The 23,506-nt window shown below is 66.5% G+C and carries 27 protein-coding genes; 19 read left to right on the forward strand and 8 right to left on the reverse strand.

What is annotated here, in order from left to right; genetic code table 11:
- Positions 1-17 precede the first annotated feature (17 nt).
- The 4 genes from ASD55_RS08930 to asnS are packed head-to-tail and all read right to left on the reverse strand — an operon-like array spanning position 18 to position 3,376.
- A complete protein-coding gene (locus ASD55_RS08930; protein WP_056766028.1) occupies positions 18-809 on the reverse strand; it encodes an SDR family NAD(P)-dependent oxidoreductase in 792 nt (263 codons plus the stop codon).
- A 16-nt stretch (positions 810-825) separates the two neighbouring features.
- Positions 826-1,140 (reverse strand): hypothetical protein, encoded by a 315-nt coding sequence (locus tag ASD55_RS08935; RefSeq protein WP_056717224.1) that lies wholly within the window; start codon positions 1,138-1,140, stop codon positions 826-828.
- Positions 1,137-1,961 carry a MalM family protein gene (locus ASD55_RS08940; RefSeq protein ID WP_056717223.1) on the reverse strand — a complete coding sequence of 275 codons (825 nt, stop codon included), beginning with the start codon at positions 1,959-1,961 and terminating at the stop codon, positions 1,137-1,139. Before ASD55_RS08940 ends, ASD55_RS08935 begins: the two co-directional genes overlap by 4 nt.
- A gap of 14 nt (positions 1,962-1,975) precedes the next feature.
- A complete protein-coding gene (gene asnS, locus ASD55_RS08945; protein ID WP_056765493.1) occupies positions 1,976-3,376 on the reverse strand; it encodes an asparagine--tRNA ligase in 1,401 nt (466 codons plus the stop codon).
- A 150-nt stretch (positions 3,377-3,526) separates the two neighbouring features.
- Here asnS and ASD55_RS08950 point away from each other — a divergent pair, with 150 nt between their 5' ends.
- From ASD55_RS08950 to radA, 7 genes are all read left to right on the forward strand, one after another.
- Positions 3,527-3,853 carry an iron-sulfur cluster assembly accessory protein gene (locus ASD55_RS08950; RefSeq protein WP_056765495.1) on the forward strand — a complete coding sequence of 109 codons (327 nt, stop codon included), beginning with the start codon at positions 3,527-3,529 and terminating at the stop codon, positions 3,851-3,853.
- Between the two features lie 212 nt (positions 3,854-4,065).
- On the forward strand, positions 4,066-4,494 hold the full coding sequence (rpsF, locus tag ASD55_RS08955; RefSeq protein WP_007804738.1) for a 30S ribosomal protein S6: 429 nt from the start codon (positions 4,066-4,068) through the stop codon (positions 4,492-4,494).
- A 14-nt stretch (positions 4,495-4,508) separates the two neighbouring features.
- Positions 4,509-4,739: a 30S ribosomal protein S18 gene (gene rpsR, locus ASD55_RS08960; protein WP_007081973.1), complete on the forward strand. Its 231-nt coding sequence runs from the start codon at positions 4,509-4,511 to the stop codon at positions 4,737-4,739.
- A 144-nt stretch (positions 4,740-4,883) separates the two neighbouring features.
- Positions 4,884-5,333 (forward strand): 50S ribosomal protein L9, encoded by a 450-nt coding sequence (gene rplI / locus ASD55_RS08965; protein ID WP_056717220.1) that lies wholly within the window; start codon positions 4,884-4,886, stop codon positions 5,331-5,333.
- 287 nt (positions 5,334-5,620) lie between these two features.
- Positions 5,621-7,015 carry a replicative DNA helicase gene (locus tag ASD55_RS08970; RefSeq protein ID WP_056717219.1) on the forward strand — a complete coding sequence of 465 codons (1,395 nt, stop codon included), beginning with the start codon at positions 5,621-5,623 and terminating at the stop codon, positions 7,013-7,015.
- Positions 7,016-7,034: 19 nt separating this feature from the next.
- Positions 7,035-8,123, forward strand: coding sequence for an alanine racemase (gene alr / locus ASD55_RS08975; RefSeq protein ID WP_056765497.1), 1,089 nt, complete (start codon positions 7,035-7,037; stop codon positions 8,121-8,123).
- Between the two features lie 114 nt (positions 8,124-8,237).
- The gene (gene radA, locus ASD55_RS08980; protein WP_056765500.1) at positions 8,238-9,623 is read left to right on the forward strand and encodes a DNA repair protein RadA; all 1,386 of its coding nucleotides are present in this window, start codon (positions 8,238-8,240) and stop codon (positions 9,621-9,623) included.
- Positions 9,624-9,630: 7 nt separating this feature from the next.
- On the opposite strand, the gene ccsA is transcribed toward radA, so the two are convergent.
- Entirely contained in the window at positions 9,631-10,428 is a 798-nt protein-coding gene (gene ccsA / locus ASD55_RS08985; RefSeq protein WP_056765502.1) for a cytochrome c biogenesis protein CcsA, read from the reverse strand.
- 95 nt (positions 10,429-10,523) lie between these two features.
- Between ccsA and ffh the strand changes: the two genes are divergently transcribed.
- The 5 genes from ffh to rplS all read left to right on the forward strand — a co-directional run bounded on the left by ffh (position 10,524) and on the right by rplS (position 14,102).
- A complete protein-coding gene (gene ffh / locus ASD55_RS08990) occupies positions 10,524-11,906 on the forward strand; it encodes a signal recognition particle protein (protein WP_056765511.1) in 1,383 nt (460 codons plus the stop codon).
- 163 nt (positions 11,907-12,069) lie between these two features.
- The gene (rpsP, locus tag ASD55_RS08995; RefSeq protein WP_056717214.1) at positions 12,070-12,324 is read left to right on the forward strand and encodes a 30S ribosomal protein S16; all 255 of its coding nucleotides are present in this window, start codon (positions 12,070-12,072) and stop codon (positions 12,322-12,324) included.
- Between the two features lie 2 nt (positions 12,325-12,326).
- Positions 12,327-12,842, forward strand: a complete 516-nt coding sequence (rimM, locus tag ASD55_RS09000; protein WP_007804751.1) for a ribosome maturation factor RimM — start codon at positions 12,327-12,329, stop codon at positions 12,840-12,842.
- A gap of 36 nt (positions 12,843-12,878) precedes the next feature.
- Positions 12,879-13,652, forward strand: a complete 774-nt coding sequence (trmD, locus tag ASD55_RS09005) for a tRNA (guanosine(37)-N1)-methyltransferase TrmD (RefSeq protein ID WP_056717213.1) — start codon at positions 12,879-12,881, stop codon at positions 13,650-13,652.
- A 42-nt stretch (positions 13,653-13,694) separates the two neighbouring features.
- A complete protein-coding gene (rplS, locus tag ASD55_RS09010; protein ID WP_056717212.1) occupies positions 13,695-14,102 on the forward strand; it encodes a 50S ribosomal protein L19 in 408 nt (135 codons plus the stop codon).
- A gap of 114 nt (positions 14,103-14,216) precedes the next feature.
- On the opposite strand, the gene ASD55_RS09015 is transcribed toward rplS, so the two are convergent.
- Positions 14,217-16,259 (reverse strand): GGDEF and EAL domain-containing protein, encoded by a 2,043-nt coding sequence (locus tag ASD55_RS09015; RefSeq protein WP_056765514.1) that lies wholly within the window; start codon positions 16,257-16,259, stop codon positions 14,217-14,219.
- 132 nt (positions 16,260-16,391) lie between these two features.
- Positions 16,392-17,402, reverse strand: a complete 1,011-nt coding sequence (epmB, locus tag ASD55_RS09020; RefSeq protein WP_056765517.1) for an EF-P beta-lysylation protein EpmB — start codon at positions 17,400-17,402, stop codon at positions 16,392-16,394.
- Between the two features lie 88 nt (positions 17,403-17,490).
- Here epmB and efp point away from each other — a divergent pair, with 88 nt between their 5' ends.
- The 7 genes from efp (at position 17,491) to folE2 (ending at position 23,186) form a co-directional block, all read left to right on the forward strand.
- A complete protein-coding gene (gene efp / locus ASD55_RS09025) occupies positions 17,491-18,069 on the forward strand; it encodes an elongation factor P (protein ID WP_007804756.1) in 579 nt (192 codons plus the stop codon).
- Between the two features lie 139 nt (positions 18,070-18,208).
- Complete coding sequence (locus tag ASD55_RS09030; RefSeq protein ID WP_056765520.1) at positions 18,209-19,540, forward strand: TRZ/ATZ family hydrolase; 1,332 nt, start codon at positions 18,209-18,211, stop codon at positions 19,538-19,540.
- A gap of 12 nt (positions 19,541-19,552) precedes the next feature.
- Positions 19,553-19,804 (forward strand): YciI family protein, encoded by a 252-nt coding sequence (locus ASD55_RS09035; RefSeq protein WP_056765529.1) that lies wholly within the window; start codon positions 19,553-19,555, stop codon positions 19,802-19,804.
- A gap of 90 nt (positions 19,805-19,894) precedes the next feature.
- Positions 19,895-20,599, forward strand: a complete 705-nt coding sequence (ubiG, locus tag ASD55_RS09040; protein WP_056765531.1) for a bifunctional 2-polyprenyl-6-hydroxyphenol methylase/3-demethylubiquinol 3-O-methyltransferase UbiG — start codon at positions 19,895-19,897, stop codon at positions 20,597-20,599.
- Positions 20,596-21,279: a phosphoglycolate phosphatase gene (gene gph, locus ASD55_RS09045; protein ID WP_056766030.1), complete on the forward strand. Its 684-nt coding sequence runs from the start codon at positions 20,596-20,598 to the stop codon at positions 21,277-21,279. The genes ubiG and gph overlap by 4 nt, the downstream gene beginning before the upstream one ends.
- Positions 21,276-22,130, forward strand: a complete 855-nt coding sequence (locus ASD55_RS09050) for a hypothetical protein (RefSeq protein WP_056765534.1) — start codon at positions 21,276-21,278, stop codon at positions 22,128-22,130. The genes gph and ASD55_RS09050 overlap by 4 nt, the downstream gene beginning before the upstream one ends.
- Before the next feature lie 108 nt (positions 22,131-22,238).
- Positions 22,239-23,186 (forward strand): GTP cyclohydrolase FolE2, encoded by a 948-nt coding sequence (folE2, locus tag ASD55_RS09055; RefSeq protein ID WP_056717205.1) that lies wholly within the window; start codon positions 22,239-22,241, stop codon positions 23,184-23,186.
- 37 nt (positions 23,187-23,223) lie between these two features.
- On the opposite strand, the gene yidD is transcribed toward folE2, so the two are convergent.
- Positions 23,224-23,496: a membrane protein insertion efficiency factor YidD gene (yidD, locus tag ASD55_RS09060; protein WP_082542719.1), complete on the reverse strand. Its 273-nt coding sequence runs from the start codon at positions 23,494-23,496 to the stop codon at positions 23,224-23,226.
- Positions 23,497-23,506 lie beyond the last annotated feature (10 nt).

The following is a 23,506-nucleotide window of genomic DNA, read 5'->3' on the forward strand; positions in this document are numbered from 1 at the left end:
CCGGGCGACCTGGCGGATCAGCTCAATGCGCGGGTGCGACCGCCGTCCACGGCAATGCTGACGCCGTTGACGTAGGCGGCAGCCGGGGTGCACAGGAAGGCGATCACCGCCGCCACCTCGCTGGCCTCGCCGAAGCGCCTGGCCGGAATGGTGGCGATCAGGCCTTGGGCAATTTCGTCTTCGCTCTGGCCACTGGCCGCGGCTTTGGCGCCCAGCAGGCTGTCCAGGCGATCGGTGCGGGTGTAGCCAGGCAGCACGTTGTTGACGGTGATGCCATCGGCCGCCAGTTCGCCGGACAGGGTCTTGGCCCAGCCCGCCACCGCGGCACGCACGGTGTTGGATACGCCCAGTCCCGCGATCGGTTCCTTCACCGAGGTGGAGATCACGTTGACGATGCGGCCGTAGCCGCTGCTGCGCATGCCGGGCAGCACCGCCTGCAGCAAGGTCTGGCCGGCCAGCAGGTGCTGGCGGAACGCGGTCTCGAAAGCCGCGGTGGTTGCGCTGCTGGCCGCTCCGCCCGGGGGGCCGCCGCTGTTGTTGATCAGGATGTGCACGGCTGACGTGGTGGCAACTTCCGCGGCGGTGGCCTGCAACGCGGCGGTATCCAGCATGTCCACGCTGCGCCATTGATGCCGCTGCCCGGCGTGGTTGCACGGCAGTTGTCGGGCGAGCTGTTCCAGCCTGTCCGCCGAGCGCGCCAGCAAGGTGACGCTGGCGCCCAGGCCAGCCAGCTCGATGGCGCTGGCGCGGCCGATGCCTTGTGAGGCGCCGCAGACCAGCGCGTGGCGTCCACCCAGATCCAGTTGCATGGTCATTCTCCGTGAATCAGTGCAGCCACAGACGCATCGCCAGCGCGCCGAGCCAGCAGGCCCAACCCAGCCACTGGCTGTAGCGCCAGATCGCCTGCCAGCGGTTGATCGCCACATCGCCAAGCGCCGGCAGCGCCGGCGAGCGCAGTACCTGCTGCATGCTGGCCCAGGTACGAAAGCCCGAGAGGCGGCCACCGGCGGCATCGGTGATGACCTGCCAATGCTGCGGGTAGCGCTGGCGCAGGAGCGCGGCGACGCGGAACGGGGCCACGTACGACAGCACGAACAGGCCGACGCCGCAGGCCAGCAGGCCAAGATAGAGGATGATCATGGCGGGCTGCTGTGGCGGCTGGTGTTGTTGCTGCTGGCCCAGGGCAGGGGCAGTGCGGTACGCAAGGTGTTCAACACGCCATCGCCCTTCGCGGCCTTCTTACACACCGCATTGTCGAGCGCCTTCTCATACGTCTTGTTCATCAGGCCGACCCACAAGGTGCCATCCGGGCCGTGCGGGATGCTGAAGCTGCCGGTGGAGTTCATCTGCAGCGAGGCGGCGGTCGAGGTCGAGATCGAGGCGGGCGACTGCTCCCAGTAGGTCTTGCCGGATTGCTGCTCGGCCGAGCTGTAGACCAGCAGGTAGCGCGCCTTCGCGTTGTCGATCTTCAGGCTGCCGAACGCGCCGGTGGTTTCGTCGCTCCAGCCCATGTGTTCGCACAGGCCGATGTCTTCCGAACGCAGTGGCTGGAACGCCTCGTCCAGCAGCACCGCGGTGGGCGCGAACAGATAGCTGGCGTGCAGCCAGCGGCCGTTCAACTCCGACTTCAGCGCGACCTGGTAGGGCAGCTTCACGCCGATCGGCAGCCGGAAGGCGAGGAAGTAGCTCTGCGTGCCGTTGAGGTTGGCGACCATGCTGCCGCTGCCCAGCACGAATTTCTGCGGTTCCCACGGCAGCGTGCTGCGGTAGGAGAAATCGGCGAAGCTGCTGCAGCAGGGGCTGGCCTGCATCAGCTGCGCCTGCGCCAGCTTCAGCGCGTCGCCGGTGTTCTCCGACGGCGGGCGCAGGTTTGGCGGCAGCAGGGACTTGGCCGTGTGGCAGCCGCCCAGCAGGACGCTGAAAAACAGTGTGGCGATGAGGGCGGGGAGTCGAAGCTGCATGGCGACGGGTTTGCTCAGAATTCCGCCGTGCCGGCGGCGCGCGGGTAGGGGATGGCATCGCGGATGTTGGACAGGCCGCAGATGTAGACCAGCAGGCGCTCGAAGCCGAGGCCGAAGCCGGCATGCGGTACCGTGCCATAACGGCGCAGGTCGCGATACCAGCCGTAGCTGGCCGGGTCGAGGCCGAACTGCACCATGCGCCGATCGAGGTAGTCGAGTCGTTCCTCGCGCTGGCTACCGCCGATGATCTCGCCGATGCCCGGCGCCAGCACGTCCATCGCCGCCACGGTTTTCTCGTCGTCGTTCAGGCGCATGTAAAAAGCCTTGATCGCCTCGGGGTAGTTCATTACGACCACGGGGCGGCCGATATGTTTCTCGGCCAGGTAGCGTTCGTGCTCGGTTTGCAGGTCGATGCCCCAGGCGACCGGGTATTCGAACTTCTCGCCGGATTTCTTCAGGATCTCGATCGCGTCGGTGTAGTCGATCCGCTCGAACGGCTTGGCGATGAACGCCTCCATGCGGGTGATCGCGTCCGGCTGCACGCGTTCGGCGAAGAACGCCATGTCGTCCGGGCGCTCGTCCAGCACGGCCTTGAAGATCGCCTTGAGGAAGGCCTCGGCGCAGTCGGCATTGGCGGTGAGGTCGGCGAACGCGATCTCCGGCTCGACCATCCAGAACTCGGCCAGGTGGCGGGCCGTATTGGAGTTCTCGGCGCGGAAGGTGGGGCCAAAGGTGTAGACCTTGCTCATCGCCAGGCAGTACGCCTCGACGTTGAGCTGGCCGGATACGGTGAGGAAGGCCTCGCGGCCGAAGAAGTCCTTGCGGAAGTCGATCTTGCCGTCGGGCGTGCGCGGCAGGTTGGCCAGGTCCAGCGTGGACAGCCGGAACATGTCGCCGGCGCCCTCGGCGTCGGAGGTGGTGATGATCGGGGTGTTGATCCAGAAGAAGCCCTGCTCGGTGAGGTGGCGGTGGATGGCCGTCATCATGGTGTGGCGCACGCGGGTGATCGCGCCGAACAGGTTGGTGCGCGGGCGCAGGTGGGCGACCTCGCGCAGGAATTCCATCGAGTGTTGCTTGGGCTGGATCGGGTAGGTTTCCGGATCGTCGACCAGGCCGGTGACGATCACCTCGTCCGCCTGCAGTTCGAAGCTCTGGCCCTTGCCCTGGGACGGTACCAGGGTGCCGCTGACGATCACGCCGGCGCCGGCGGTGAGGTGTTTCACCTCGCTCTCGTAGTTGCCCAGGGTGGCCGGCACCACGGCCTGGATCGGATCGAAGCAGGAGCCGTCGGTGACGTTGACGAAGGACAGGCCGGCCTTGGAATCGCGGCGCGTGCGCACCCAGCCACGTACCGTCACCGTGCTGCCGGCGTCGAGCTTGCCGGAAAGAGCCTGCTTCACACTGACCACAGCCATCGGTTGAAACTCCTGCTGCCACGCCGCATCTGGACGTGTAATGGATGAGTGTTCCCTGCGCGCCAGCGCATGGGAGCAAACCGTCATGATAATGTAGCTGCCGCCCGTGCTGCGACTTTCCGGGTCAACTCCGAGGTTCGATCTGCCGTCATGAGCATCACCATCACTTCCGCCGCCAACGAGCGCATGCGCCACTTCCTGGCGGCCACCCCGGCCGCTGCCGGCGTGCGTTTCGGCGTCAAGCGTACCGGCTGCTCCGGCTTCGCCTATGTGGTGGACCTGGCCGAGTCGATGGGCGAGGGGGATCGGGTGGTCGAAGTAGACGGCCTGCCACTGATCGTCGACGACAAGAGTCTGGCGCTGGTCGATGGCACCGTGATCGACTTCCAGCGGCAAGGCCTGAATGCCAGCTTCGTGTTCCACAATCCGAACGCCACCGGCGCCTGCGGCTGTGGCGAGAGCTTCACGGTCAGCTGAGCCATGCCAGCAGGGGCTGCGTTTGACTGGCCGGTTCCCGCTCTGCACCCGGCGCCAGCCCTGTTTCATCAATGACTTGCGCTAGCCTCCGCCGGCACCGTACAATTCCGCTTCTGTCCGCACCCCAACAGGTGCCGGCAGGACACTTGCCTCACCGCAACGGCGGGAGGCTGCGAGGCCGCAAGGCCGCATCCACAAGGAGTCAACCCACAATGACCCTGCGTCATTACGAAGTTGTGTTCATGGTCCATCCGGACCAGAGCGAGCAGGTCCCCGCGATGCTCGAGCGCTACAAGGCGCTGATCGAGACCGACGGCGGCAAGATCCACCGTCTGGAAGACTGGGGCCGTCGTCAGCTGGCCTATCCGATCGTGAACCTGGCCAAGGCACATTACGTGCTGCTCAACATCGAAGTCAGCCAGAACGCGCTGAACGAGCTGGAGTCGGGTTTCCGCTTCAACGACGCCGTGCTGCGCCATCTGGTGGTCCGTCGTGACGAGGCCGACATCGAGCCGTCCTTCATCCTGAAGTCGAAGGAAAAGGATGACGCCAAGTCCACCCGTCGTCGCGACGACGAGGGTGATGGCGAAGGCCGCGGCGGTCGTGACGACCGCGACAACGATCGCGACAGCGACGACTGATCAGGAGCACAGCCATGTCCAAGTTTTTCCGCCGCCGCAAGTTCTGCCGCTTCACTGCCGAAGACGTGAAGGAGATCGACTACAAGGATCTCAACACCCTGCGTCAGTACGTCACCGAGAACGGCAAGATCGTGCCGAGCCGCATCACCGGCACCAAGGCGCGCTACCAGCGCCAGCTGGCCACCGCGATCAAGCGCGCCCGCTTCCTGTCGCTGCTGCCGTACACCGACAACCACGACGTCTAAGACACGTCAGGGGCGGGGAGCAGGAAACGGGGAACGTTGGCATCGCGCCAGCCTTTCCGTTCCCCGATCCCCGATCCCGGCTCTTCGGACACCCGTCCTCTGGCTGCGCCGGGCCACACCGGCGCTAACGAAAAGAGAAGCATCATGGAACTCATTCTTCTGCAGAAAGTCCGCAACCTCGGCACGCTCGGTGACAAGGTCACCGTGAAGCCGGGCTACGGTCGCAACTTCCTCCTGCCGCAGGGCAAGGCCGTTCGCGTCAACGCCGCCAACCTGGCTGCGTTCGAACAGCGTCGCGCCGAATACGAAGCCAAGGCCAACACCGCCCTGGCCGAGGCCGAGGCACGCAAGGCCAAGCTGGCCGACGCGTCGGTGACGATCACCGCGCACGCCAGTGCCGAAGGCAAGCTGTTCGGTTCGGTCGGCCCGCGTGACATCGCCGAGGCCCTGACCACCGCGGGTCACGAAGTTCACAAGAACGAAGTGATCCTGGGCGAAGGTCCGCTGCGCAACACCGGCGAATTCGACGTCGTGATCAGCCTGCATGCCGACGTCCAGACCACCGCCAAGGTGATCGTGGTCGGCGACAAGTAAATTCCGGGTCATCGGAAAGCAACCGGGCGCCGCGAGGCGCCCGTTTGTTTTTGAGGGGCAGGGAGTAGGGATGGGGATGGGCAGTAGCCAGACCGCCGTGGTTTCCTGCTCTTTCCGAATCCCCCATCCCCGCTCTCAAGCCTTATCCCCATCCATCCCCAGCTTATCCACAGACTTGTTGTCTCGACGGGCGAGACGCCGCCGCGCATGATGGTGTCGGTGTGAGCAGCCACGAAGCGTCGGTGCATTGCATGCCGCCCGTGGGGCAATTCTCCTGAGGTCAGTCCATGTCTTTCGTGCCCGAACGCAAACCTTCCTCTCCGGCCATCGAGGCGTTGCGGGTGCCGCCGCATTCCATCGATGCCGAGCAGGCGGTGCTGGGTGGCCTGATGCTGGCGCCGGACGCGCTGGACAAGGTGGCCGACCGGCTGGCCGAGGATGATTTTTATCGCAAGGATCACCGGCTGATCTGGCGTGCGATCAACGAGCTGGCCAACAAGGGCATGCCCTGCGACGCGGTGACCCTGGGCGACTGGTTCGAGAGCAACGGCCTGGCCGAGATGGTCGGCGGCGCGGGCTATCTGATCGAGCTGGCCAACAGCACGCCGAGCGCGGCCAACATCGCCGCCTACGCCGAGATCGTGCGTGAGAAGTCGGTGATGCGCCAGCTGATCGACGCCGGCACCTCGATCACCGAGGACGGCTACCGGCCCGAAGGCAAGAGCGTGCAGGAGGTGCTGGAAAGCGCCGAGCAGCGCGTGTTCCACATCGCCGAATCCGGCGCACGGGGCAAGAAGGATTCCGTCTCGATGCGCGAGGCGGTGAAGGACGCCTTCCGCCTGCTCACCGAGCGCTACGAGAACCGCGGCCAGCTCACCGGCGTCAGCACCGGCTTCACCGACCTGGATGCGCTTACCTCGGGCCTGCAGCCGTCGGACCTGATCATCGTGGCGGCGCGTCCGTCGATGGGCAAAACCGCATTCGCATTGAACATCGCCGAAGCCGCCGCGCTGGGCGGCAAGAAGGCGGTGGTGGTGTTCTCGATGGAAATGTCCTCCTCGCAGCTGGCGTTCCGCCTGATTTCGTCGGTGGGCCGCATCCACCAGCAGCACCTGCGCAACGGCACCCTGGAAGAAGAGGACTGGCCGCGCGTCTCCAACGCCATCGCACTGCTGTCCGAGGCCAAGATCTTCATCGACGACACGCCCAGCCTGTCGCCGGTGGAAATGCGTTCGCGCGCGCGCCGGCTGCATCGCGAGCATGGCGGCCTGGGCCTGATCGTGATCGATTACCTGCAGCTGATGCAGGTGCCCGGCAACAAGGAGAATCGCGCCACCGAAATTTCAGAAATTTCGCGTTCACTGAAGGGGCTTGCCAAGGAGTTGAACGTGCCGGTGATCGCCCTGTCGCAGTTGAACCGCTCGCTGGAACAGCGCGCGGACAAGCGTCCGATGATGTCCGACCTGCGCGAATCGGGCGCGATCGAACAGGACGCCGACGTGATCATGTTCATTTACCGTGACGAGTATTACAACAAGGAATCTCCGGACAAGGGCATCGCCGAGATCATCATCGGCAAGCAGCGCAACGGCCCCACTGATACCTGCAAGCTGACCTTCCTCGGCCACTACACCCAGTTCGTGAACTACGCGCCGGATTCGTTCGTCGGTTCATTCGATTGATGCTGCGCTCCCGTCCACGATGAGCCGCGCCACCGTCGCCACCATCCATCTCGGCGCCTTGCGCCACAACCTGGCGCGGCTGAAGGCGCTGGCGGCGCCGGCGCAGGTGATGGCCGTGGTCAAGGCCGATGCTTACGGGCATGGACTGGAACGAGTCGCACGTGCGCTGGACAGCGAGGCCGATGCCTTCGCCGTGGCGGCGCTCGGTGATGGCCTGCGCCTGCGCGCTGCCGGGCACCGCCAGCGCATCGTGGTGTTGTCCGGTCCGGACAGCGCCAGTGACATCGCCGAGATGCAGCGGCTTCAGCTGGATGCCGCGATCCATCATGACGCCCAGTTGCAGTGGCTGGCCGGGGCCGACGCCGCGCGCGGACGCCTGCGCGTCTGGTTGAAGGTCGACAGTGGCATGCACCGGCTCGGCTTCGCGCCCGCACGGGTGGCTGAGGTGCATGCGCAACTGGCCTCGATGACGGGTGTCGATCCGGAAATCGGCCTGCTGACCCACTTCTCCGACTCCGAAGTGTTCGGCGGCGGGCAGACAGCAGCACAAGTCGCCTGTTTCAACCAGGCCACGCAGATGTTCAGCGGCCCACGCTCGCTGTCCAATTCCGCCGCCGTGCTCGGCTGGCCCGAGGCGCGGGGTGACTGGGTGCGCACGGGCGGCCTGCTTTATGGCTTGTCCGTCGTGGAAGGCAGCAGCGGCGAAGACTTCGGCTTCCGTTCCGCGATGACGCTGTCGACGCGATTGATCGCGATCAACGCGGTCGGCAAGGGCGAGCGCATCGGCTACAACGGCACCTGGACCTGTCCCGAAGACATGCCGATCGGCGTCGCCGCCGTCGGCTACGGCGATGGTTACCCGCGCAGTGCCGCTGCGGGCACGCCGGTACTGGTCGGTGATCGACGGGTGCCGCTGATCGGTCGCGTCTCGATGGACCTGATCACCCTGGACCTCCGTACCGCGCCGGAGGCGAAGATCGGTGATCGCGTGGTGCTGTGGGGGCCGGAGCTGCCGGTGGAAATCATCGCCGCGCAATCGGCCACGATTTCCTATGACCTCACCTGCGGCATGACGCGCCGGGTGCTGTTCGTCGAAGACGAGCATTGATCGATCGGTCCGCATTCGAAGACGAAAACTGACGGCGTCGTGCGCTTTGACGTCTCGCGGTTTGCGATGGTCGCAGGCTAAGCTTCCCGCATCGTATCCCGCTGGAAAACTTTCATGGCCAAGGCCAAGACCGCCTACGTCTGCACCGAATGCGGCGCCGAGCACAGCAAGTGGCAGGGCCAATGCATCGAATGCGGGGTGTGGAACACGCTCAGTGCGATCGTGCTGGAGCCGGCCACGGCGGGCAAGTCGTCGGTGGGCGCGCAGCGTTCCAGCTATGCCGGCGCCGCAGCGGGCTCACCCAAGATCACGCCACTGACTGAAGTGATGTCGACCACCGAGGCGCGCACGCTGACCGGCATCGGCGAACTCGACCGCGTATTGGGCGGCGGACTGGTGCAGGGCTCGGTGGTGCTGATCGGCGGCGATCCCGGCATCGGCAAATCGACCCTGCTGCTGCAGGTGCTGGGCACCCTGGGCCTGCAATTGCCCAGCGTCTACGTCACCGGCGAAGAATCGCTGGCGCAGGTCGCCTCGCGCGCGCAACGCCTGGGCCTTTCGCTGGACCCCTTGCGGGCGCTGGCCGAGACCTGCATCGAACGCATCCTCGAGCAGGCGATGGCGACCCGGCCGAAGGTGCTGGTGATCGATTCGATCCAGACCATCTGGACCGAACTGCTCACCGCGGCGCCCGGCTCGGTGTCGCAGGTGCGCGAGTCCGCGGCCAAGCTCACGCGCTTCGCCAAGGAGACCGGTACCTCGGTGTTCCTGGTCGGTCACGTCACCAAGGAGGGCGGCATCGCCGGCCCTCGCGTGCTCGAGCACATGGTCGATGCGGTGCTGTACTTCGAGGGCGAATCGGGCAGCCGCTTCCGCGTGCTGCGCGCGTTCAAGAACCGCTTCGGCGCCGTCAACGAACTGGGCGTGTTCGCGATGTCGGACAAGGGCCTGCGCGAGGTGCCGAATCCGTCGGCGATCTTCCTGTCCTCGCATGCGGGACCGACCTCGGGCAGCGCGGTGATGGTCACCCGCGAAGGCACTCGGCCGCTGCTGGTCGAAGTGCAGGCGTTGGTCGACCAGTCCTCGCTGGGCAATCCGCGCCGGGTCACCCTGGGGCTGGAGCAGAACCGCCTGGCGATGCTGCTGGCGGTGCTGCATCGGCACGGTGGCGTGGCTGCGTACGACCAGGACGTGTTCGTCAACGTGGTGGGTGGCATCCGCGTGCAGGAAACCGCGGCCGATCTGCCGGTGTTGCTGGCGGTGCTGTCCAGCTTGCGCGACCGACCGTTGCCCGAACACATGGTCACCTTCGGCGAGGTGGGATTGTCTGGCGAGATCCGTCCGGTGCCGAACGGCGAGGAGCGTCTGAAGGAAGCGGCGCATCACGGCTTCAGGCGTGCCATCGTGCCGAAGGCCAACACACCGAAGAACGGCAGGGTCGGCGAAATGGAGGTGGTCGGCGTGGAGCGGCTGAGCGAGGCGATCGACGCCTGCCGGTGAGCGCGGCCTATACCGGGCGGTGCAGCACCAGCTCGAGCACCGCCTTGCTGCCGAAGAACGCCAATACCAGCACGGCCATGCCGATCAGGGTCAGGTTCACCGCGCGCGAGCCGCGCCAGCCATGCCGCCAGCGTCCGTAAAGCAACACGCCGAAGACCAGCCACGCGACGATGGACAGCACGGTCTTGTGCACCAGGTGCTGGCCGAAAAGGTTGTCGACGAACAGCACGCCGGTCAGCAGGGTCAGCGAAAGCAGCACGAAGCCGGCGCTGATCAGCCGGAACAGCAGGGTTTCGGTCAGCGTCAGCGGCGGCAATGCGCGCAACCAGCGGCCGAACTGTCGATGCCGCAACGCCCGTTCCTGGATCGCCAGCAGGATCGCCAGCACGGCGGCGATCGACAGCACGCCGAAAGCGACCAGCGCCACCGTGACATGCAGCTTGATCTGCCAGTCCATCGACTGCGGCAGGGTGGGCGGGGCCAGGAAGCTGTCCACCGCCACCAGCGCTGCGGTCAGCGGAAACACGATGACGCCCAGCGCGGCCACCGGGCGCGAGGCATTCACCAGCAAGGTCAGTGCCGACACGACGAAGGCGACCAGGGACAGTGCGGCGAAGAAATGCAGGTCCAGCGCGCCCCGGTGAATGCCGAGCAGGATGCTGGCATGCAGCAACACGGCCACCCCGGCCAGGCCAAGTGCCAACCGGTTCAGCGGCTGGCCGCTGCCCAGCAGCGGGCGGGCGAGCACCGCCGCCGCGGCGAGGTAGAGCACGATGGCGATCAGCGCAAGCAGGTGTGTGGTCATAGCCCGGCAGTGTCGCACAGCCCCTTGCCGGCTTGCATGCCAAGGCGGTCGCCGCGTCCGTTATAATCGCCCCTTTCCCGTTTGCCGGTTCCGCCATGTTCGAGTCGCTCAGCCAACGCCTTTCCACCACCGTCAACCGCCTGCGTGGTCGCGGCCGGCTGACCGAGGAAAACATCCGTGAGGCGCTGCGCGAGGTGCGCATCGCGCTGCTCGAGGCGGATGTGGCACTGCCGGTGGTGCAGGCGCTGATCCAGCGGATCAAGGTGCGCGCGGTCGGCCAGGACGTGGTCAAGAGCCTGTCGCCGGGCCAGGCGCTGATCAAGGTGGTCAGCGACGAGCTGACCGTGGTGATGGGTGCGGCCAACAGTGAGCTGAACCTGGCCCAGCAGCCCCCGGCGGTGGTCTTGATGGCCGGCCTGCAGGGTGCGGGCAAGACCACCACGGTGGCGAAGCTGGCGCGGCTGCTGACCGAGCGCAAGAAGAAAAAGGTGATGGTGGTCAGCTGCGACGTCTACCGTCCGGCCGCGATCGAGCAGTTGCGCACGCTGGCCGAGCAGGTCGGGGTGAAGTTCTTTCCGTCCGAGGCGGGCCAGGACCCGGTGGCCATCGCCAGGGCTGCGGTTGCCGCGGCGCGCCGCGAAGTGGTCGACGTGCTGATCGTCGATACCGCCGGTCGCCTGCACGTGGACGAGGCGATGATGGCCGAGATCAAGGCGCTGCACGCCGCGATCACGCCGATCGAAACCCTGTTCGTGGTCGACTCGATGACCGGCCAAGATGCCGCCAACACGGCCAAGGCGTTCAACGAGGCGCTGCCGCTGACCGGCGTGGTGCTGACCAAGACCGATGGTGATGCCCGCGGTGGCGCGGCGCTGTCGGTGCGCTATGTCACCGGCAAGCCGATCAAGTTCCTGGGTGCGGGCGAAAAGAGCGACGCGCTGGAGCCGTTCCATCCCGATCGCCTGGCCCAGCGCATCCTCGGCATGGGCGACGTGCTGTCGCTGGTCGAGGAGGTCGAGCGCAAGGTCGACCAGGACAAGGCACAGAAGCTCGCCCAGAAGGTGATGAAGGGCAAGCGCTTCGACCTGAACGACATGAAGGACCAGCTGGAGCAGATGGGCAACATGGGCGGACTGGCCGGCCTTATGGACAAGCTGCCCGGCGTGTCCGGCCTGCCGGACAGCGTCAAGTCCAAGGTCAACGACGGCGAGATGAACAAGATGATCGCGATCATCAATTCGATGACCAAGAAAGAACGCCGTCACCCCGATCTGCTGAACGGCTCGCGCCGCGCCCGCGTGGCGCGCGGCTCCGGCACCCAGCCGGCCGACGTCAACCGGGTGCTGAAGCAGTACATGCAGATGGAAAAAATGATGTCCAAGCTGTCCAAGGGCGGCACCAAGGGCCTGATGCGGCAGATGCGTGGCGCCATGAAGGGCATGGGCGGCATGGGCGGCGGTTTGCCGCCGATGCGCTGAGGGTCGCCGGACGCTCAACCGAAACCGCCTCGCGGGAATGGCGGCGTAGTGATGGGGTACTCGCGAAGCCCTTCCCTTTTCCCGAAAAACCGCTAAAATGCCCCGTTTACCGCGCACGGCTCTCGTGTGCCTGCCGCCGGTTCGGCAATTCTGGAGTTTTACCATGGTCAAGATTCGTCTTTCGCGCGGTGGCGCCAAGGGCCGTCCGTTCTACCACGTCGTCGTGACCGATCAGCGCAGCAAGCGCGACGGCCGCAACATCGAGAGCGTCGGTTATTACAACCCGGTTGCGTCGGGCAAGGACAAGCGCCTTGAGCTGAACGTCGAGCGCGTGAAGGAATGGGTTGGCAAGGGCGCCCAGCTGACCGACAAGGTCGCTGCCCTGGTCAAGGAAGCCGGCAAGCAGCAGGCTGCCTGAACGTGACGACGGCCGGTCGACGCGTCCTGATCGGGCGCATCGTCGGGCTGTATGGCGTGCAGGGCTGGCTCAAGATCGAATCCTGGGCCGAGCCGCGCATGCGGATCTTCGACTACCAGCCGTGGCTGCTCGGTGCAGCGCCCGGTGCGGAGCTGGAGATCACCGGAGCGAAGGGTCGCCTCCAGGGCAAGGGCATGGTTGCCCAGTTGCCCGGGATCGACGATCGGGAAAAGGCGGCGGCGTTGATCGGTACCGACATCCATGTCGCCCGTGAGCAGCTGCCTCCTCCGGCGAAAGACGAGTATTACTGGGTCGATCTCGAGGGACTCGAGGTCGTCACCACGCAGGATGTGCAGCTGGGGCGGGTGAGTCATCTGTTCGCCACGGGTGCCAATGATGTCGTGGTGGTCCGGGACGGTGCGCGCGAGCGCCTGATCCCCTTCATCCAGGGTTCGTATGTGCGTTCGGTGGACTTGTCCGCAGGGCGCATGGTGGTGGACTGGGATCCCGAATTCTGACGTCGCCGTTTTTTGCGGACTAAAGGGTCAAGGATCATGCGCATCGACGTCGTCAGCCTGTTTCCCGACTTCGTGCGCCAGTGTGCCGAGGTCGGTGTGGTGGGACGAGCGCAGCAGCGCAAGCTGCTTCAGGTGGAAACCTGGAACCCGCGCGACCATGCCACCGACAGGCATCGCAGCGTGGACAGCAGCTCGTATGGCGGCGGTCCGGGCATGGTGATGATGATCGAGCCCTTGCGCACGACCTTGAAGGCCATGCGCGAGGCGGCACCGGAGCCGGTGCATCTGGTTTATCTCAGTCCGCAGGGAGCGCGGCTGACGCAGGGCAGGGTGGAGGCGCTGGCGAAACTGCCGCGCATCGGCCTGCTCTGTGGGCGTTACGAAGGTGTGGACGAGCGTCTGCTGGCGCACGAGGTCGACGAGGAGCTCTCCATCGGCGATTATGTGCTGTCCGGCGGCGAGCTTGCCGCGGCGGTGATCATCGACGCGGTGGGGCGTTTGCAGGATGGCGCGTTGAATGACGCGGCATCGGCCGAGCAGGATTCATTCTCGAATGGATTGCTCGATTGCCCGCACTATGCAAAACCGGTGCAGGATGCACTGGGTTCGGTACCGGAGGTGTTGCTGTCCGGTGACCATGCGGCGATTGCCCGCTGGCGCCTCAAGCAATCGCTGGGACGGACCTGGTTGCGCCGCCCGGACTTGTTGTCACGGCATGGACTGGATGCAGCTTCCCGGGCCTTGCTGGATGAATTCCGTCGTGAACATCCCCTGCGGGGACAATCACGGCAAGACGATGCGGTCGAGTGACCGCAACATTGCTTTCGATTTAAGTGAACCGACAGGTGCGCCATGAACAAGATCATTGAACAGTTTGAGTCCGAGCAGATCACCCGCCAGCTGCCGGAATTCGGCCCCGGCGACACCGTTGTCGTGAACGTCAAGGTGAAGGAAGGCAATCGCGAGCGCGTGCAGGCTTTCGAAGGCATCGTCATCGCCCGCCGCAGCCGCGGCCTGCATTCGGCCTTCACCGTGCGCAAGATCTCGCACGGCACTGGCGTGGAGCGCGTGTTCCAGGCGCATAGCCCGGCCATCGACTCGGTGTCGGTCAAGCGCAAGGGCAAGGTCCGCGGCGCCAAGCTGTATTACCTGCGTGGTCTGGAAGGCAAGGCTGCGCGCATCAAGGAAGACGTGGCCGCCGCCGCTGCCGCCAAGGCGAGCGCCAAGGCTGCCGCCGCTGCTGCCGCCGCCGCCGAGTAATTCCGGCACTGCGCGGTTGCGCATGAAAAACCCGCGGATCGCTCCGCGGGTTTTTTATTGCCTGCCGCCTGCCGCCTGCGCATGCCCGCCGGGATGCCCCGGCGAGCGGCCGCGTCAGTCCAGTCGCTGCGGGATCTGCAGGAAGTTGCCCTGCACGAAGTCCACGCCACAGGCGAACAGCAGCGAGGTGCTGGTCGCGTCCTCGACCCATTCGGCGATCGTCTGGCGCTTCAGTTCGTGGGCCTGCTGGCAGATCTCGGTGATCTTCTTCTGGCTTTCCGGATGCTGCGGCAGGTCGGCCATGTAGCTGCGGTCGATCTTCAGATAGTCCGCATCGATGTGGTTGAGCAACTGGAACGAGTTGAGGCCTGAACCGAACTGCTCCAGTGCAAAGCGTCCGCCGATCTTCTTCCAGCCCTTGAGGAATTCCTGCGCCGGACGCAGCAAGGTCATGATCTTGCTTTCCGTCATCTCCAGCACCAACTGGCCGCGCTTCAGCCCCGCCTGGCCCAGCCGCTGGCCCAGCCACGGCAGCAGGCTTTCATCCTGCAGCGCGGCCGCCGTGAGCTTGACGAAGAAGGTGGTTTGCTGGCCCTGCTTTTCGCGTTGCTGCAGGGCCGTGATGGCCTGGTCGAGCACCCAGCGGTCGATGGCCGCGGTGAGGTTGTGCTTTTCGGCGATCGGCATGAAGAAGCCCGGCAGCACCTCGCCCTGGGGGCCGTTCATGCGCAGCAGGATTTCCGAATACTCGCCCTCGACGTCCTGCAGGCTGATCGTCTGCTGGTGATACAGCACCAGCCCCTCTCCGGTCAGCGCCTTCTGCAGCAGTTCCAGCCAGTGACGGTCCTTTTCCGCATCCGCCTTTTCGCGCGCCGCCGGGTCGTGCAGTTCCACCTGGCTGCCGCCCAGGCTCTGTGCCGTGCGCAACGCATGGCTGGCCTGGTTGAGCAGCGATTCGGCGTTGGCGTTCTTCTCGCCGAGCAGGCTGCCACCGACGCTGGCGGTGACCGTGATCGAACGGCTGCCGGCGTCGAAGATCTCGCTGCTGATGCTGTGTTGCAGCTTGGCGATCCATTCGCGGACGTCTTCGTCGGTGCGTGAATCGAGCAGCACACCCAGGGTGTGCTCGGCCAGCATGCCGGCCACGTCGTCCGCTCCCAGCAGCATGCGGATGCGGTCGGCGAAGCCGGACAGCAGCTCGTCGGCCTTGCCCAGGCCGATGCCGCTGACCAGCGAGGCCCAGTTGTCCGGCTCGATCAGCAGCAGCGACTGCCCCTTCTTGCCCTTGGCCGCGGCGGTGACCGCATCGTCCACCTGCGCCAGCATGTGCGAGCGGTTGTACAGCCCGGTGACCGGGTCGCGCTGGAGCTGCTCCATCACGGCGGGGTCGACCATCTGGCGGCGGAACACGATCTGCAGGCAGCGCTCGCCCTCGAACGTGGCCGGGGTGAATTCGACCGTGGCGTCGAAGCGGGTCTCGTCGGCGCGACGCGCGCGCAAGGTGAGCTGCGCGGGGAACTTGCCCTGGTGCGCCTGCCCCTTGAGCAAGGCCTTCATCTCGTCGGCGTTCGCCGCGTCGACCATGTCCAGTAGCGGCAAACCGAGCAGGTCGTCGAAGCTGTCGTAGCCGAAGGTGTCCAGATAGGACTGGTTGGCACGCACGTGCATGCCTTCGTGGACGTAGGCGATTGCATCGGTAGAGGAGTCGAGCAGGGCGTCGCAGCGGCGCTCGGTCTCGCGCAGCGCGGTGTGCAGCCAGCGCACCTGGCGGCGCGTCTGCAGCGCGTCGAACTCGCGCTTGAGCACGGCGATCAGCTGCTTCGGATGGTTCCGCGAGGCGACGCCGCGGGCGCCGTGCACGAACAGCTCGGCGACCAGTTCGCTTTCCATCTCGTTGACCAGGGCCAGCAGCGCGAAGTCACGCCCGTAAGCGTCCAGCACCTTCATCGCCTCGTCCAGGCTGATCGTGGTGACGGCCGGGTCGAACATCACCAGGTCCGGCTCCAGCTCGCTCACCGCCGCCTGCATCTGCTCGACATTGGTGGCGCGTGCGGGCCGCACGGCGATGCCGCTGTTGCGCAACAGGCTGATGATCTGTTCAGCCTCTTCGAGCGAGCTTTCGACGAAGAGGATCTTGATGACATATTCTTTTTTCATGGGGCGTGCTGCAGTCCGGTGATCATCGCGGGCGGTTCGGGGTTCGGACATGGCCTTCGGCCATTCGTGTTTGTAACGGATTCCGCCAGCAGCCGCCAGCAGCAAGCCGCCTAAAGGTGACGGCGGGAGGCCTCACAGGGGCCGTTTGGACGTATCGCCGCCCACTTCGCGGACCAGCCGCGGCACCAGGTAGCCGGGAAGCCTGGCGCGCAAGGCTTCCATCAACGCGAGGGCGCGGGCGTCGTTGACCTCGAAATGGGCGGCCCCCTGCACGCGGTCGAGCTGGTGCAGGTAGTACGGCAGCACGCCGGCGGCAAACATCCGCTCGGACAGGGCGGCCAGTGCGTCCACGTCGTCATTGACCCCGCGCAGCAACACCGACTGGTTGAGCAGCGTGGCGCCGGCCGCCTTCAGCCGGTCACAGGCCGCATCGACGCCGGCATCGAATTCGTTGGCGTGGTTGGCATGCAGCACCACCACCTTCTGCAGCGGCAGGGCGCCGAGCCAGCTCACGAATTCCTCGTCGATCCGCTCGGGCAGCACCACCGGCAGGCGGGTATGGATGCGCAGGCGGATCACCTGGGGCAGGGCGGCCAGACCGCGGCCCAATTCGTCCAGCTTGTGGGTGGCCAGCGCCAGCGGGTCCCCGCCGGACAGGATCAGTTCGCGAATCGACGGGTCGGCCCGGAGCCGGGCCAGCGCGTCGCGCCACTGCGAGGCGGCGGCGATCTCCTCGCCATAGGGAAAGTGACGGCGGAAGCAGTAACGACAATTCACCGCACAGCTGCCGCTGGCGATCAGCAGGGCGCGGCCGTCGTACTTGTGCAGGAAGCCCTGTCCGGCCCTGGATGCCATGTCGCCCACCGCATCGGCCGTGAAACCCTCGACCTGGTCGTGTTCGGCCCGTTGCGGCAGCACCTGCAGCAACAGGGGGTCGGTCGGATCGTTGCGGCGCATCCGCGCCACGAAGCCACGCGGAACCCGCAGGGCGAAACCGGCGTCATCCGGCGGCAGCAGATCGGTGCGGTGACCCAGGCCGACCGCCTGCAACAGCTCGCCGGGGTCGGTGATGGCGTCCCGCCACAGTTCGCGCCAGCCGGTTGCGGCGGACGATAGGCGGGAATGGGGGCTTGCGGTTATCATGTCGGGCCTTGGATCGGGCGGTGACGCCCGTGACAGACACCCATTTTAGCCGCCCCTCGGGCGAATACGACTCCGGAGCAGATAGCGCATGGCGACCCTTGGCCTCAACGACGTCAAAACGGGCAAGAAGATCCTTCACAACGGCGATCCCTGGATCATCACCGAAGCGGACTTCATCAAGCCCGGCAAGGGTCAGGCGTTCACCCGCATCCGCATCCGCAACCTGAAGGACGGCCGCACCACCGAGCAGACGCTGAAGTCCAGCGACTCGTTCGAGGAAGCCGACGCCACCGACACCGACATGCAGCTGTCCTTCATCGACGGCATCGGCAAGGACAAGGTGTGGCACTTCATGAACATGGAGACCTTCGAGATGGTGCCGGCCTCGCTGGCTGCCATGGGCGATGCGTGGAAGTGGCTGAAGGGCGAGGAGGAGTGCGTGGTCACCCTGTTCAACGGCGGCATCGTCGCGGTGCAGGCGCCGAAGTTCGTCGAGCTGAAGATCGTCGAGACCGATCCGGGCGTGCGCGGCGACACCTCGGGCGGCGGCGGCAAGCCGGCTACGCTGGAGACGGGAGCCGTTGTGCGCGTGCCGCTGTTCGTCAACCAGGATGAAGTCATCAAGGTCGATACCCGCACCGGCGAATACGACAGCCGCGTCAAGTGAGTGATGGGAGCCTCGTGCTCCCGTCGCTGGTCAAGGCGGACATGCCCACCGGCATGACCGACAAAGCGAATGGGGCGGGCGCCGCAAGGTGTGCCGCCCCATGTCGTATTCAACAGCAGCCGCTGCATGGAGCAGAACTATGAGCCAGTCCCATCCGCAACCCGTCGACCTGATCATCGAGGCACGCTGGGTGGTGCCGGTCGAGCCGCATGCGGTGGTGCTGGAGGATCACGCGGTGGCGGTCGACGGCGACCGCATCGTGGCCTTGCTGCCGATCGCTGACGCTCGCGCGGCCTATGCCCCGCGCGAGCGGGTCGAGCTGGGCGAGCACGCACTGATTCCCGGCCTGGTCAACAGCCACACGCACAATCCGATGACCTTGCTGCGTGGCCTGGCCGACGACCTGCCGCTGATGGTGTGGCTGCAGCAGCACATCTGGCCGGCCGAGGCCAAGGTGATCGGTCCGGAGTTCGTGCGTGACGGCGTCGAGCTGGCGGTGGCCGAGATGCTGCGCGGCGGCACCACCTGCGCCAACGAAAATTATTTCTTCCCCGACGTGATCGGCGCGACCTACCGCAAGCTGGGTTTTCGCGCAGTGGTCGGCCTGCCGGTGATCGAGTTTCCCACCGCCTGGGCGAAAACCCAGGACGAGTACTTCGAGCGCGCCGGCGAAGTGCACGACAGCTTCCTCGGCGACAGCCTGTTGACCACCGCGTTCGTGCCGCATGCGCCTTACACGGTGTCGGACGAAAGCTTCGAGCGCATCCGCGTGCTGGCCGACCAGCTCGACATCCCGGTCCACCTGCACACCCACGAAACCGCGCAGGAAGTGGAGGACGAAAAGGCCAAGAGCGGGCTGCGACCGTTCCAGCGCCTGCAGAAGCTGGGCCTGGTCAACGACCGGCTGGTCGCGGTGCACATGACCCAGCTGACCGAGGGCGAGATCGCCGCGTGTGCGGCCGCCGGCGTGTCGGTGGTGCACTGCCCGGAGTCGAACCTCAAGCTGGCGTCCGGCTTCTGCCCCGCCGAGAAGCTCCGCGCCGCCGGCGTCAACGTGGCGATCGGCACCGATGGCTGCGCTTCCAACAACGACCTGGACATGTTCGGCGAAATGCGTACCGCGGCCCTGCTGGCCAAGGCAGTCGCCGGCGATGCCGCCGCGTTCGATGCGGCCTTCGCGCTGCGCGCAGCCACGCTCAACGGCGCCAGGGCGATCGGACTGGAAGCGAAAATCGGCTCGATCGAGGTGGGCAAGCAGGCGGACTTCGCCGCCGTGCGGCTGAGTGACCTGGAGACCCAGCCGATGTTCCACGTGATCTCGCAGCTGGTCTATGCGACGGGCCGGCACCAGGTCAGCGACGTGTGGATTGCCGGCGTGCGCAAGCTCGCGGCGCGCGAGCTGGTGGACATGGACACCGGCGCGATCCTGGCCCGCACGCGCGCCTGGCGCGAGCGCATTGCCTCGGCTTGAGGGAGACCCTCCATGAACCGCTACCTGATCCTGTTGATGCGCCGCCCCCATCTCGACCCTGCCGTGCTGCCGCTGCATCGGGCGTATCTGGAGGGCCTGCGCGAGCAGGGGCAGGTCGAGCTTTACGGCGGCTTCGGCGACAAGTCCGGCGGCGCCTACGTGTTGTGTGCCAGCGACATGGCGCAGGCGACGGCCATCGCGCACAACGACCCGGCCCACATCAGCGGCGGATGGGACATCACCGTGCATGAATGGCTGACCTGAATCCTTGCACTTGTCCGTGAGCACAGGAATCCGGGCCGGCCACGCCGGGTCACACTCTTCAACAAACTCATTGCCATCGTGGATTCGAACATGACCACCACCAATGTCAGCCCCGAGGAAATCGCCCGTTTCGACAGCCTGGCGGCGCGCTGGTGGGACCCTGACGGCGAGTCGCGTCCGCTGCATGACCTCAACCCGGTACGCGCGGCGTACATTGCCGCGCGCGCCGACCTGCGCGATGCGAAGGTGGCCGATGTCGGCTGCGGCGGCGGCCTGCTCAGCGAAGCGCTGGCGCGCGCCGGTGCCCGGGTCACCGGCATCGACCTGGGCAGCAAGGTCATCGACGTGGCGAGGCTGCACCTGTACGAATCGAAGCTGAGCGTGGATTACCGCGTTCAGTCCTCGGCCGAACTGGCGGCAGTCGAAGCAGGAAGTTTCGACGTGGTGTGCTGCATGGAGCTGATCGAGCACGTGCCGGACCCCGAAGCCCTGGTGAACGACCTCGCCGCGATGCTGAAACCGGGTGCGCGCCTGTTCATGTCCACCATCAACCGCACCCCGGCCGCGTTCGGCGCGGCCATCATCGGGGCGGAGTACGTGATGCGCATGCTGCCGCGGGGCACCCACCATTACGCCCAGTTCCTGAAGCCGTCCGAACTGGGCCGGCTGCTGCGTCATGCCGGGCTGGAGCTGGAGGATGTTTCCGGGCTGGGCTACAACCCGCTCACGCGCAAGGCATGGCTGGGCAGGATCACCGCGGTCAACTACGTGCTGTGCGCACGCAAGCCGGCATGAGCCGCCCGCTCCCGGAAAACGTTCAAGGCGTGCTGTTCGATCTGGACGGCACCCTGCTCGACAGTGCGCCGGACCTGTACGCGACCCTGCTCGCCCAGTGTGCGGAGGAGGGCGCGGCCCCGCCGCCTTACGCACCGGTGCGCGAGGTGGTGTCGCGCGGCGCGCGCGCCGTGCTGCGCTGCGCGTTCGCCGAGCGCGGCGAGGACGGCGTGCTGGCCCTGGTGCCCCGTTACCTGGAGCTCTACCGGCAGGTCATGGCCCGGCAGACCCGCGCCTTCGAGGGCGTGGACGACTTGCTGGCGCGGATCGAGGCGCGAGGCTTGCGCTGGGGCATCGTCACCAACAAGGCGGCCTTCCTCACCGATGAACTGGTGCGACGCATCGGCTGGAGCGAGCGGGCCAGCGCCGTGGTTTCCGGCGATACCCTGCCGGTGAAGAAGCCGGATCCGGCGCCGGTGCTGCTGGCCTGCGAACGTGGGGGGCTGACGCCTGAGCGTTGCCTGTTCGTCGGCGACGATCGGCGCGACATCGAGGCCGGCGCCGCGGCCGGCCTGTACACGGTGGCGGTGAGCTGGGGATATCTCGATGGCGGCGACCCGCATGGCTGGGGCGCCGACGTGGTGCTGGACCATCCGGCCGAACTGGCAGCATTGCTGCAACTGGAATCGAGCGTCGCATGATCGAGCTGGTCGAACAGAGTGCGGTACTGCAGGGCTTCATCGACAAATGGCTGGCGGTGCAGCCGCAGCAGCGGATCGCCCTGGCGTTTGTCGACGGCCGCCGTTACCCGGGCCATGTCGCGCTGGCCGCGCTTGAACAGGAGCTGCTGGGCGCCGCCTACGGCATCCGCGAACCGCAGGTGGCCGCGGCCAAGCTCAACTGGTGGGCCGAGGAGCTGGCCGGTGCCGCGGCCAGCGGCGGCCGTCATCCGCTGAGCCAGGTGCTGTTCGACGACGAGCGGGCGCACGCCATCGCCAGCGAACTGTGGCTGGCGCCGGTCATCGCGGCCATGGCACAACTGGAGCAGGGCACGGCGGCGGATTTCACGGCGCAGATCGCCGCGGCGATGCCCCTGCATGGCGCGCTGGCTGCGTTGGAGACGGCCTGGTGGTATGGCGCGGCGGCGTCGGCCGAGCGGGCCGCGCAGGTCGCCGTGTTGAATCACCTGCTGTACGCGCTGCTGCGGCTGGATACCGATGCCGAGCGCGACCGCCTGCCGCTGCCGATGGCGCGGCTGGCGCGACATGGCCTGGATCGCACCCAGTTGCGCAGCGCCAGCGCGGCGCGGCAGCAGGCGATCCAGGCGCAACTGGAAGACCTGCTGGGCAGCTGGCGCGCGTCCACGGCCATGAATGGTCCGCTCAGCGTATTTCGCTCACTGGAGTCCCGCCACGCCAGCAAGCTGGCACGGCGCGCCGCGCGTTCCGGCGATGCGCTGGCCACGCTGCAGGCCGGTCAGTCGCGTACCGGACTGTCGACCACCTTGCAGGCGTGGCAGGCAGCACGCGCGTGGCAGCGTCAGCGGCCGTAATTCGTTCAAGACGCAGCGTTTCCCCTGCGCCACTATTGCGCCGTGGGCTGCGTGCCCCAAGATTGCTTGCTTCACCGGCGAGTTGCTTCGCCGAGATCAGGACCCGCCATGCCGAACCAGGAAAATACCGCCCGTCTGCTGCCCGACGTTGCCGTCCATGCGCAGCCCCATCTTGCCGGCGCGCTGGACTGGGTCGGCATGGCCGACATCCAGGTGCCGGTGCTGTTCGATGCCGGCGATGGCCAGCCGCAACGTGCCAGTGCGCGGGTGGGCGCCTTCGTCAACCTGAAGCGGCCCGACAAGCGCGGCATCCACATGTCGCGGCTGTACCTGCAGGTCGAGCAGGCGCTGAGCACGCAGACGCTGAGTGCCGACATGCTGCACGCGCTGCTGCGCGGCTTCCTCGATTCGCATGGCGACCTGTCCGACCGCGCCTGCCTCAGCATCCGTTTCGAACACCTGGTGCGCCGCCCAGCGCTGAAGAGCGCCAACAGCGGCTGGCGTGCCTATCCGGTCTGCATCGAAGCCAGCCTCACCGGCGACGAGTTCCTGCTCGAATTCGGCACCGAGGTGATCTACTCCTCGACCTGTCCGGCATCCGCCGCCTTGTCGCGCCAGTTGATCCAGGACCAGTTCGCCAGCGACTTCGGCGCGGATCAGCCGCTCGACCATGCCGCCGTGCTGGCCTGGCTGGGCAGCGAGAAGGGCATCGTGGCCACGCCACACGCCCAGCGCAGCGTGGCGCGTCTGCGCGTGCGTCCCGTGCCGGGTGCCGGCTTCCACCTGGTCGGCCTGATCGATGGCGTCGAGCACGCGCTGGGCACGCCGGTGCAGACGGCCGTGAAGCGCGAGGACGAGCAGGCTTTCGCGCTGGCCAACGGCGGCAACCTGATGTTTTGCGAAGACGCCGCCCGGCGCATCCAGAAGTCCCTCGATGCGGACGCCACCCTCAGCGACTTCCATATCCGCGTGGAGCACCAGGAAAGCCTGCACCCGCATGATGCGGTGGCCTATGCCAGCAAGGGCGTGGAAGGCGGCTACGGCTCCGCGCCGTAGCCAACGGCTGCGGCAGGCATCGCGCACCGTCGCCCGCTCACTGCGTGTCGACGGAATCCCCCTGATGCCGGCAGCGGGAGAAATGAAAGTGCTCGGGCACCGGATCATCGCCGCCGTCGCATAGCGGCTGGCAGCGCAGCAGCCGCCAGCCAGTCAGCAGGCTGCCGCGCCAGGGGCCGAAGCGCGTGACGGCAATCCGTGCATAATCGGAGCAGCTGGGGTGGAAACGGCAGCGCGGGCCGAGCAGGGGACTGAGCCAGCGCTTGTACAAATGCAGCAACCACAGTATGAATCGGGTCGGGATATTCACGGTGCCGGAA

Source organism: Rhodanobacter sp. Root561, from assembly GCF_001427365.1.
Classification (GTDB): Bacteria; Pseudomonadota; Gammaproteobacteria; order Xanthomonadales; family Rhodanobacteraceae; genus Rhodanobacter.

Coding starts and splice junctions, on each gene's coding strand:
- ASD55_RS09030 (WP_056765520.1), top strand. CDS start 18,209: ATGAGCCAGTCCCATCCGCAACCCGTCGACCTGATCATCGAGGCACGC.
- radA (WP_056765500.1), top strand. CDS start 8,238: ATGGCCAAGGCCAAGACCGCCTACGTCTGCACCGAATGCGGCGCCGAG.
- rplI (WP_056717220.1), top strand. CDS start 4,884: ATGGAACTCATTCTTCTGCAGAAAGTCCGCAACCTCGGCACGCTCGGT.
- trmD (WP_056717213.1), top strand. CDS start 12,879: ATGCGCATCGACGTCGTCAGCCTGTTTCCCGACTTCGTGCGCCAGTGT.
- asnS (WP_056765493.1), bottom strand. CDS start 3,376: ATGGCTGTGGTCAGTGTGAAGCAGGCTCTTTCCGGCAAGCTCGACGCC.
- ASD55_RS08940 (WP_056717223.1), bottom strand. CDS start 1,961: ATGCAGCTTCGACTCCCCGCCCTCATCGCCACACTGTTTTTCAGCGTC.
- rpsP (WP_056717214.1), top strand. CDS start 12,070: ATGGTCAAGATTCGTCTTTCGCGCGGTGGCGCCAAGGGCCGTCCGTTC.
- ASD55_RS08935 (WP_056717224.1), bottom strand. CDS start 1,140: ATGATCATCCTCTATCTTGGCCTGCTGGCCTGCGGCGTCGGCCTGTTC.
- ASD55_RS08950 (WP_056765495.1), top strand. CDS start 3,527: ATGAGCATCACCATCACTTCCGCCGCCAACGAGCGCATGCGCCACTTC.
- efp (WP_007804756.1), top strand. CDS start 17,491: ATGGCGACCCTTGGCCTCAACGACGTCAAAACGGGCAAGAAGATCCTT.
- alr (WP_056765497.1), top strand. CDS start 7,035: ATGAGCCGCGCCACCGTCGCCACCATCCATCTCGGCGCCTTGCGCCAC.
- ccsA (WP_056765502.1), bottom strand. CDS start 10,428: ATGACCACACACCTGCTTGCGCTGATCGCCATCGTGCTCTACCTCGCC.
- rplS (WP_056717212.1), top strand. CDS start 13,695: ATGAACAAGATCATTGAACAGTTTGAGTCCGAGCAGATCACCCGCCAG.
- ASD55_RS09015 (WP_056765514.1), bottom strand. CDS start 16,259: ATGAAAAAAGAATATGTCATCAAGATCCTCTTCGTCGAAAGCTCGCTC.
- rpsR (WP_007081973.1), top strand. CDS start 4,509: ATGTCCAAGTTTTTCCGCCGCCGCAAGTTCTGCCGCTTCACTGCCGAA.
- ASD55_RS09050 (WP_056765534.1), top strand. CDS start 21,276: ATGATCGAGCTGGTCGAACAGAGTGCGGTACTGCAGGGCTTCATCGAC.
- ubiG (WP_056765531.1), top strand. CDS start 19,895: ATGACCACCACCAATGTCAGCCCCGAGGAAATCGCCCGTTTCGACAGC.
- ASD55_RS08930 (WP_056766028.1), bottom strand. CDS start 809: ATGCAACTGGATCTGGGTGGACGCCACGCGCTGGTCTGCGGCGCCTCA.
- epmB (WP_056765517.1), bottom strand. CDS start 17,402: ATGATAACCGCAAGCCCCCATTCCCGCCTATCGTCCGCCGCAACCGGC.
- ffh (WP_056765511.1), top strand. CDS start 10,524: ATGTTCGAGTCGCTCAGCCAACGCCTTTCCACCACCGTCAACCGCCTG.
- gph (WP_056766030.1), top strand. CDS start 20,596: ATGAGCCGCCCGCTCCCGGAAAACGTTCAAGGCGTGCTGTTCGATCTG.
- rpsF (WP_007804738.1), top strand. CDS start 4,066: ATGACCCTGCGTCATTACGAAGTTGTGTTCATGGTCCATCCGGACCAG.
- ASD55_RS09035 (WP_056765529.1), top strand. CDS start 19,553: ATGAACCGCTACCTGATCCTGTTGATGCGCCGCCCCCATCTCGACCCT.
- folE2 (WP_056717205.1), top strand. CDS start 22,239: ATGCCGAACCAGGAAAATACCGCCCGTCTGCTGCCCGACGTTGCCGTC.
- ASD55_RS08970 (WP_056717219.1), top strand. CDS start 5,621: ATGTCTTTCGTGCCCGAACGCAAACCTTCCTCTCCGGCCATCGAGGCG.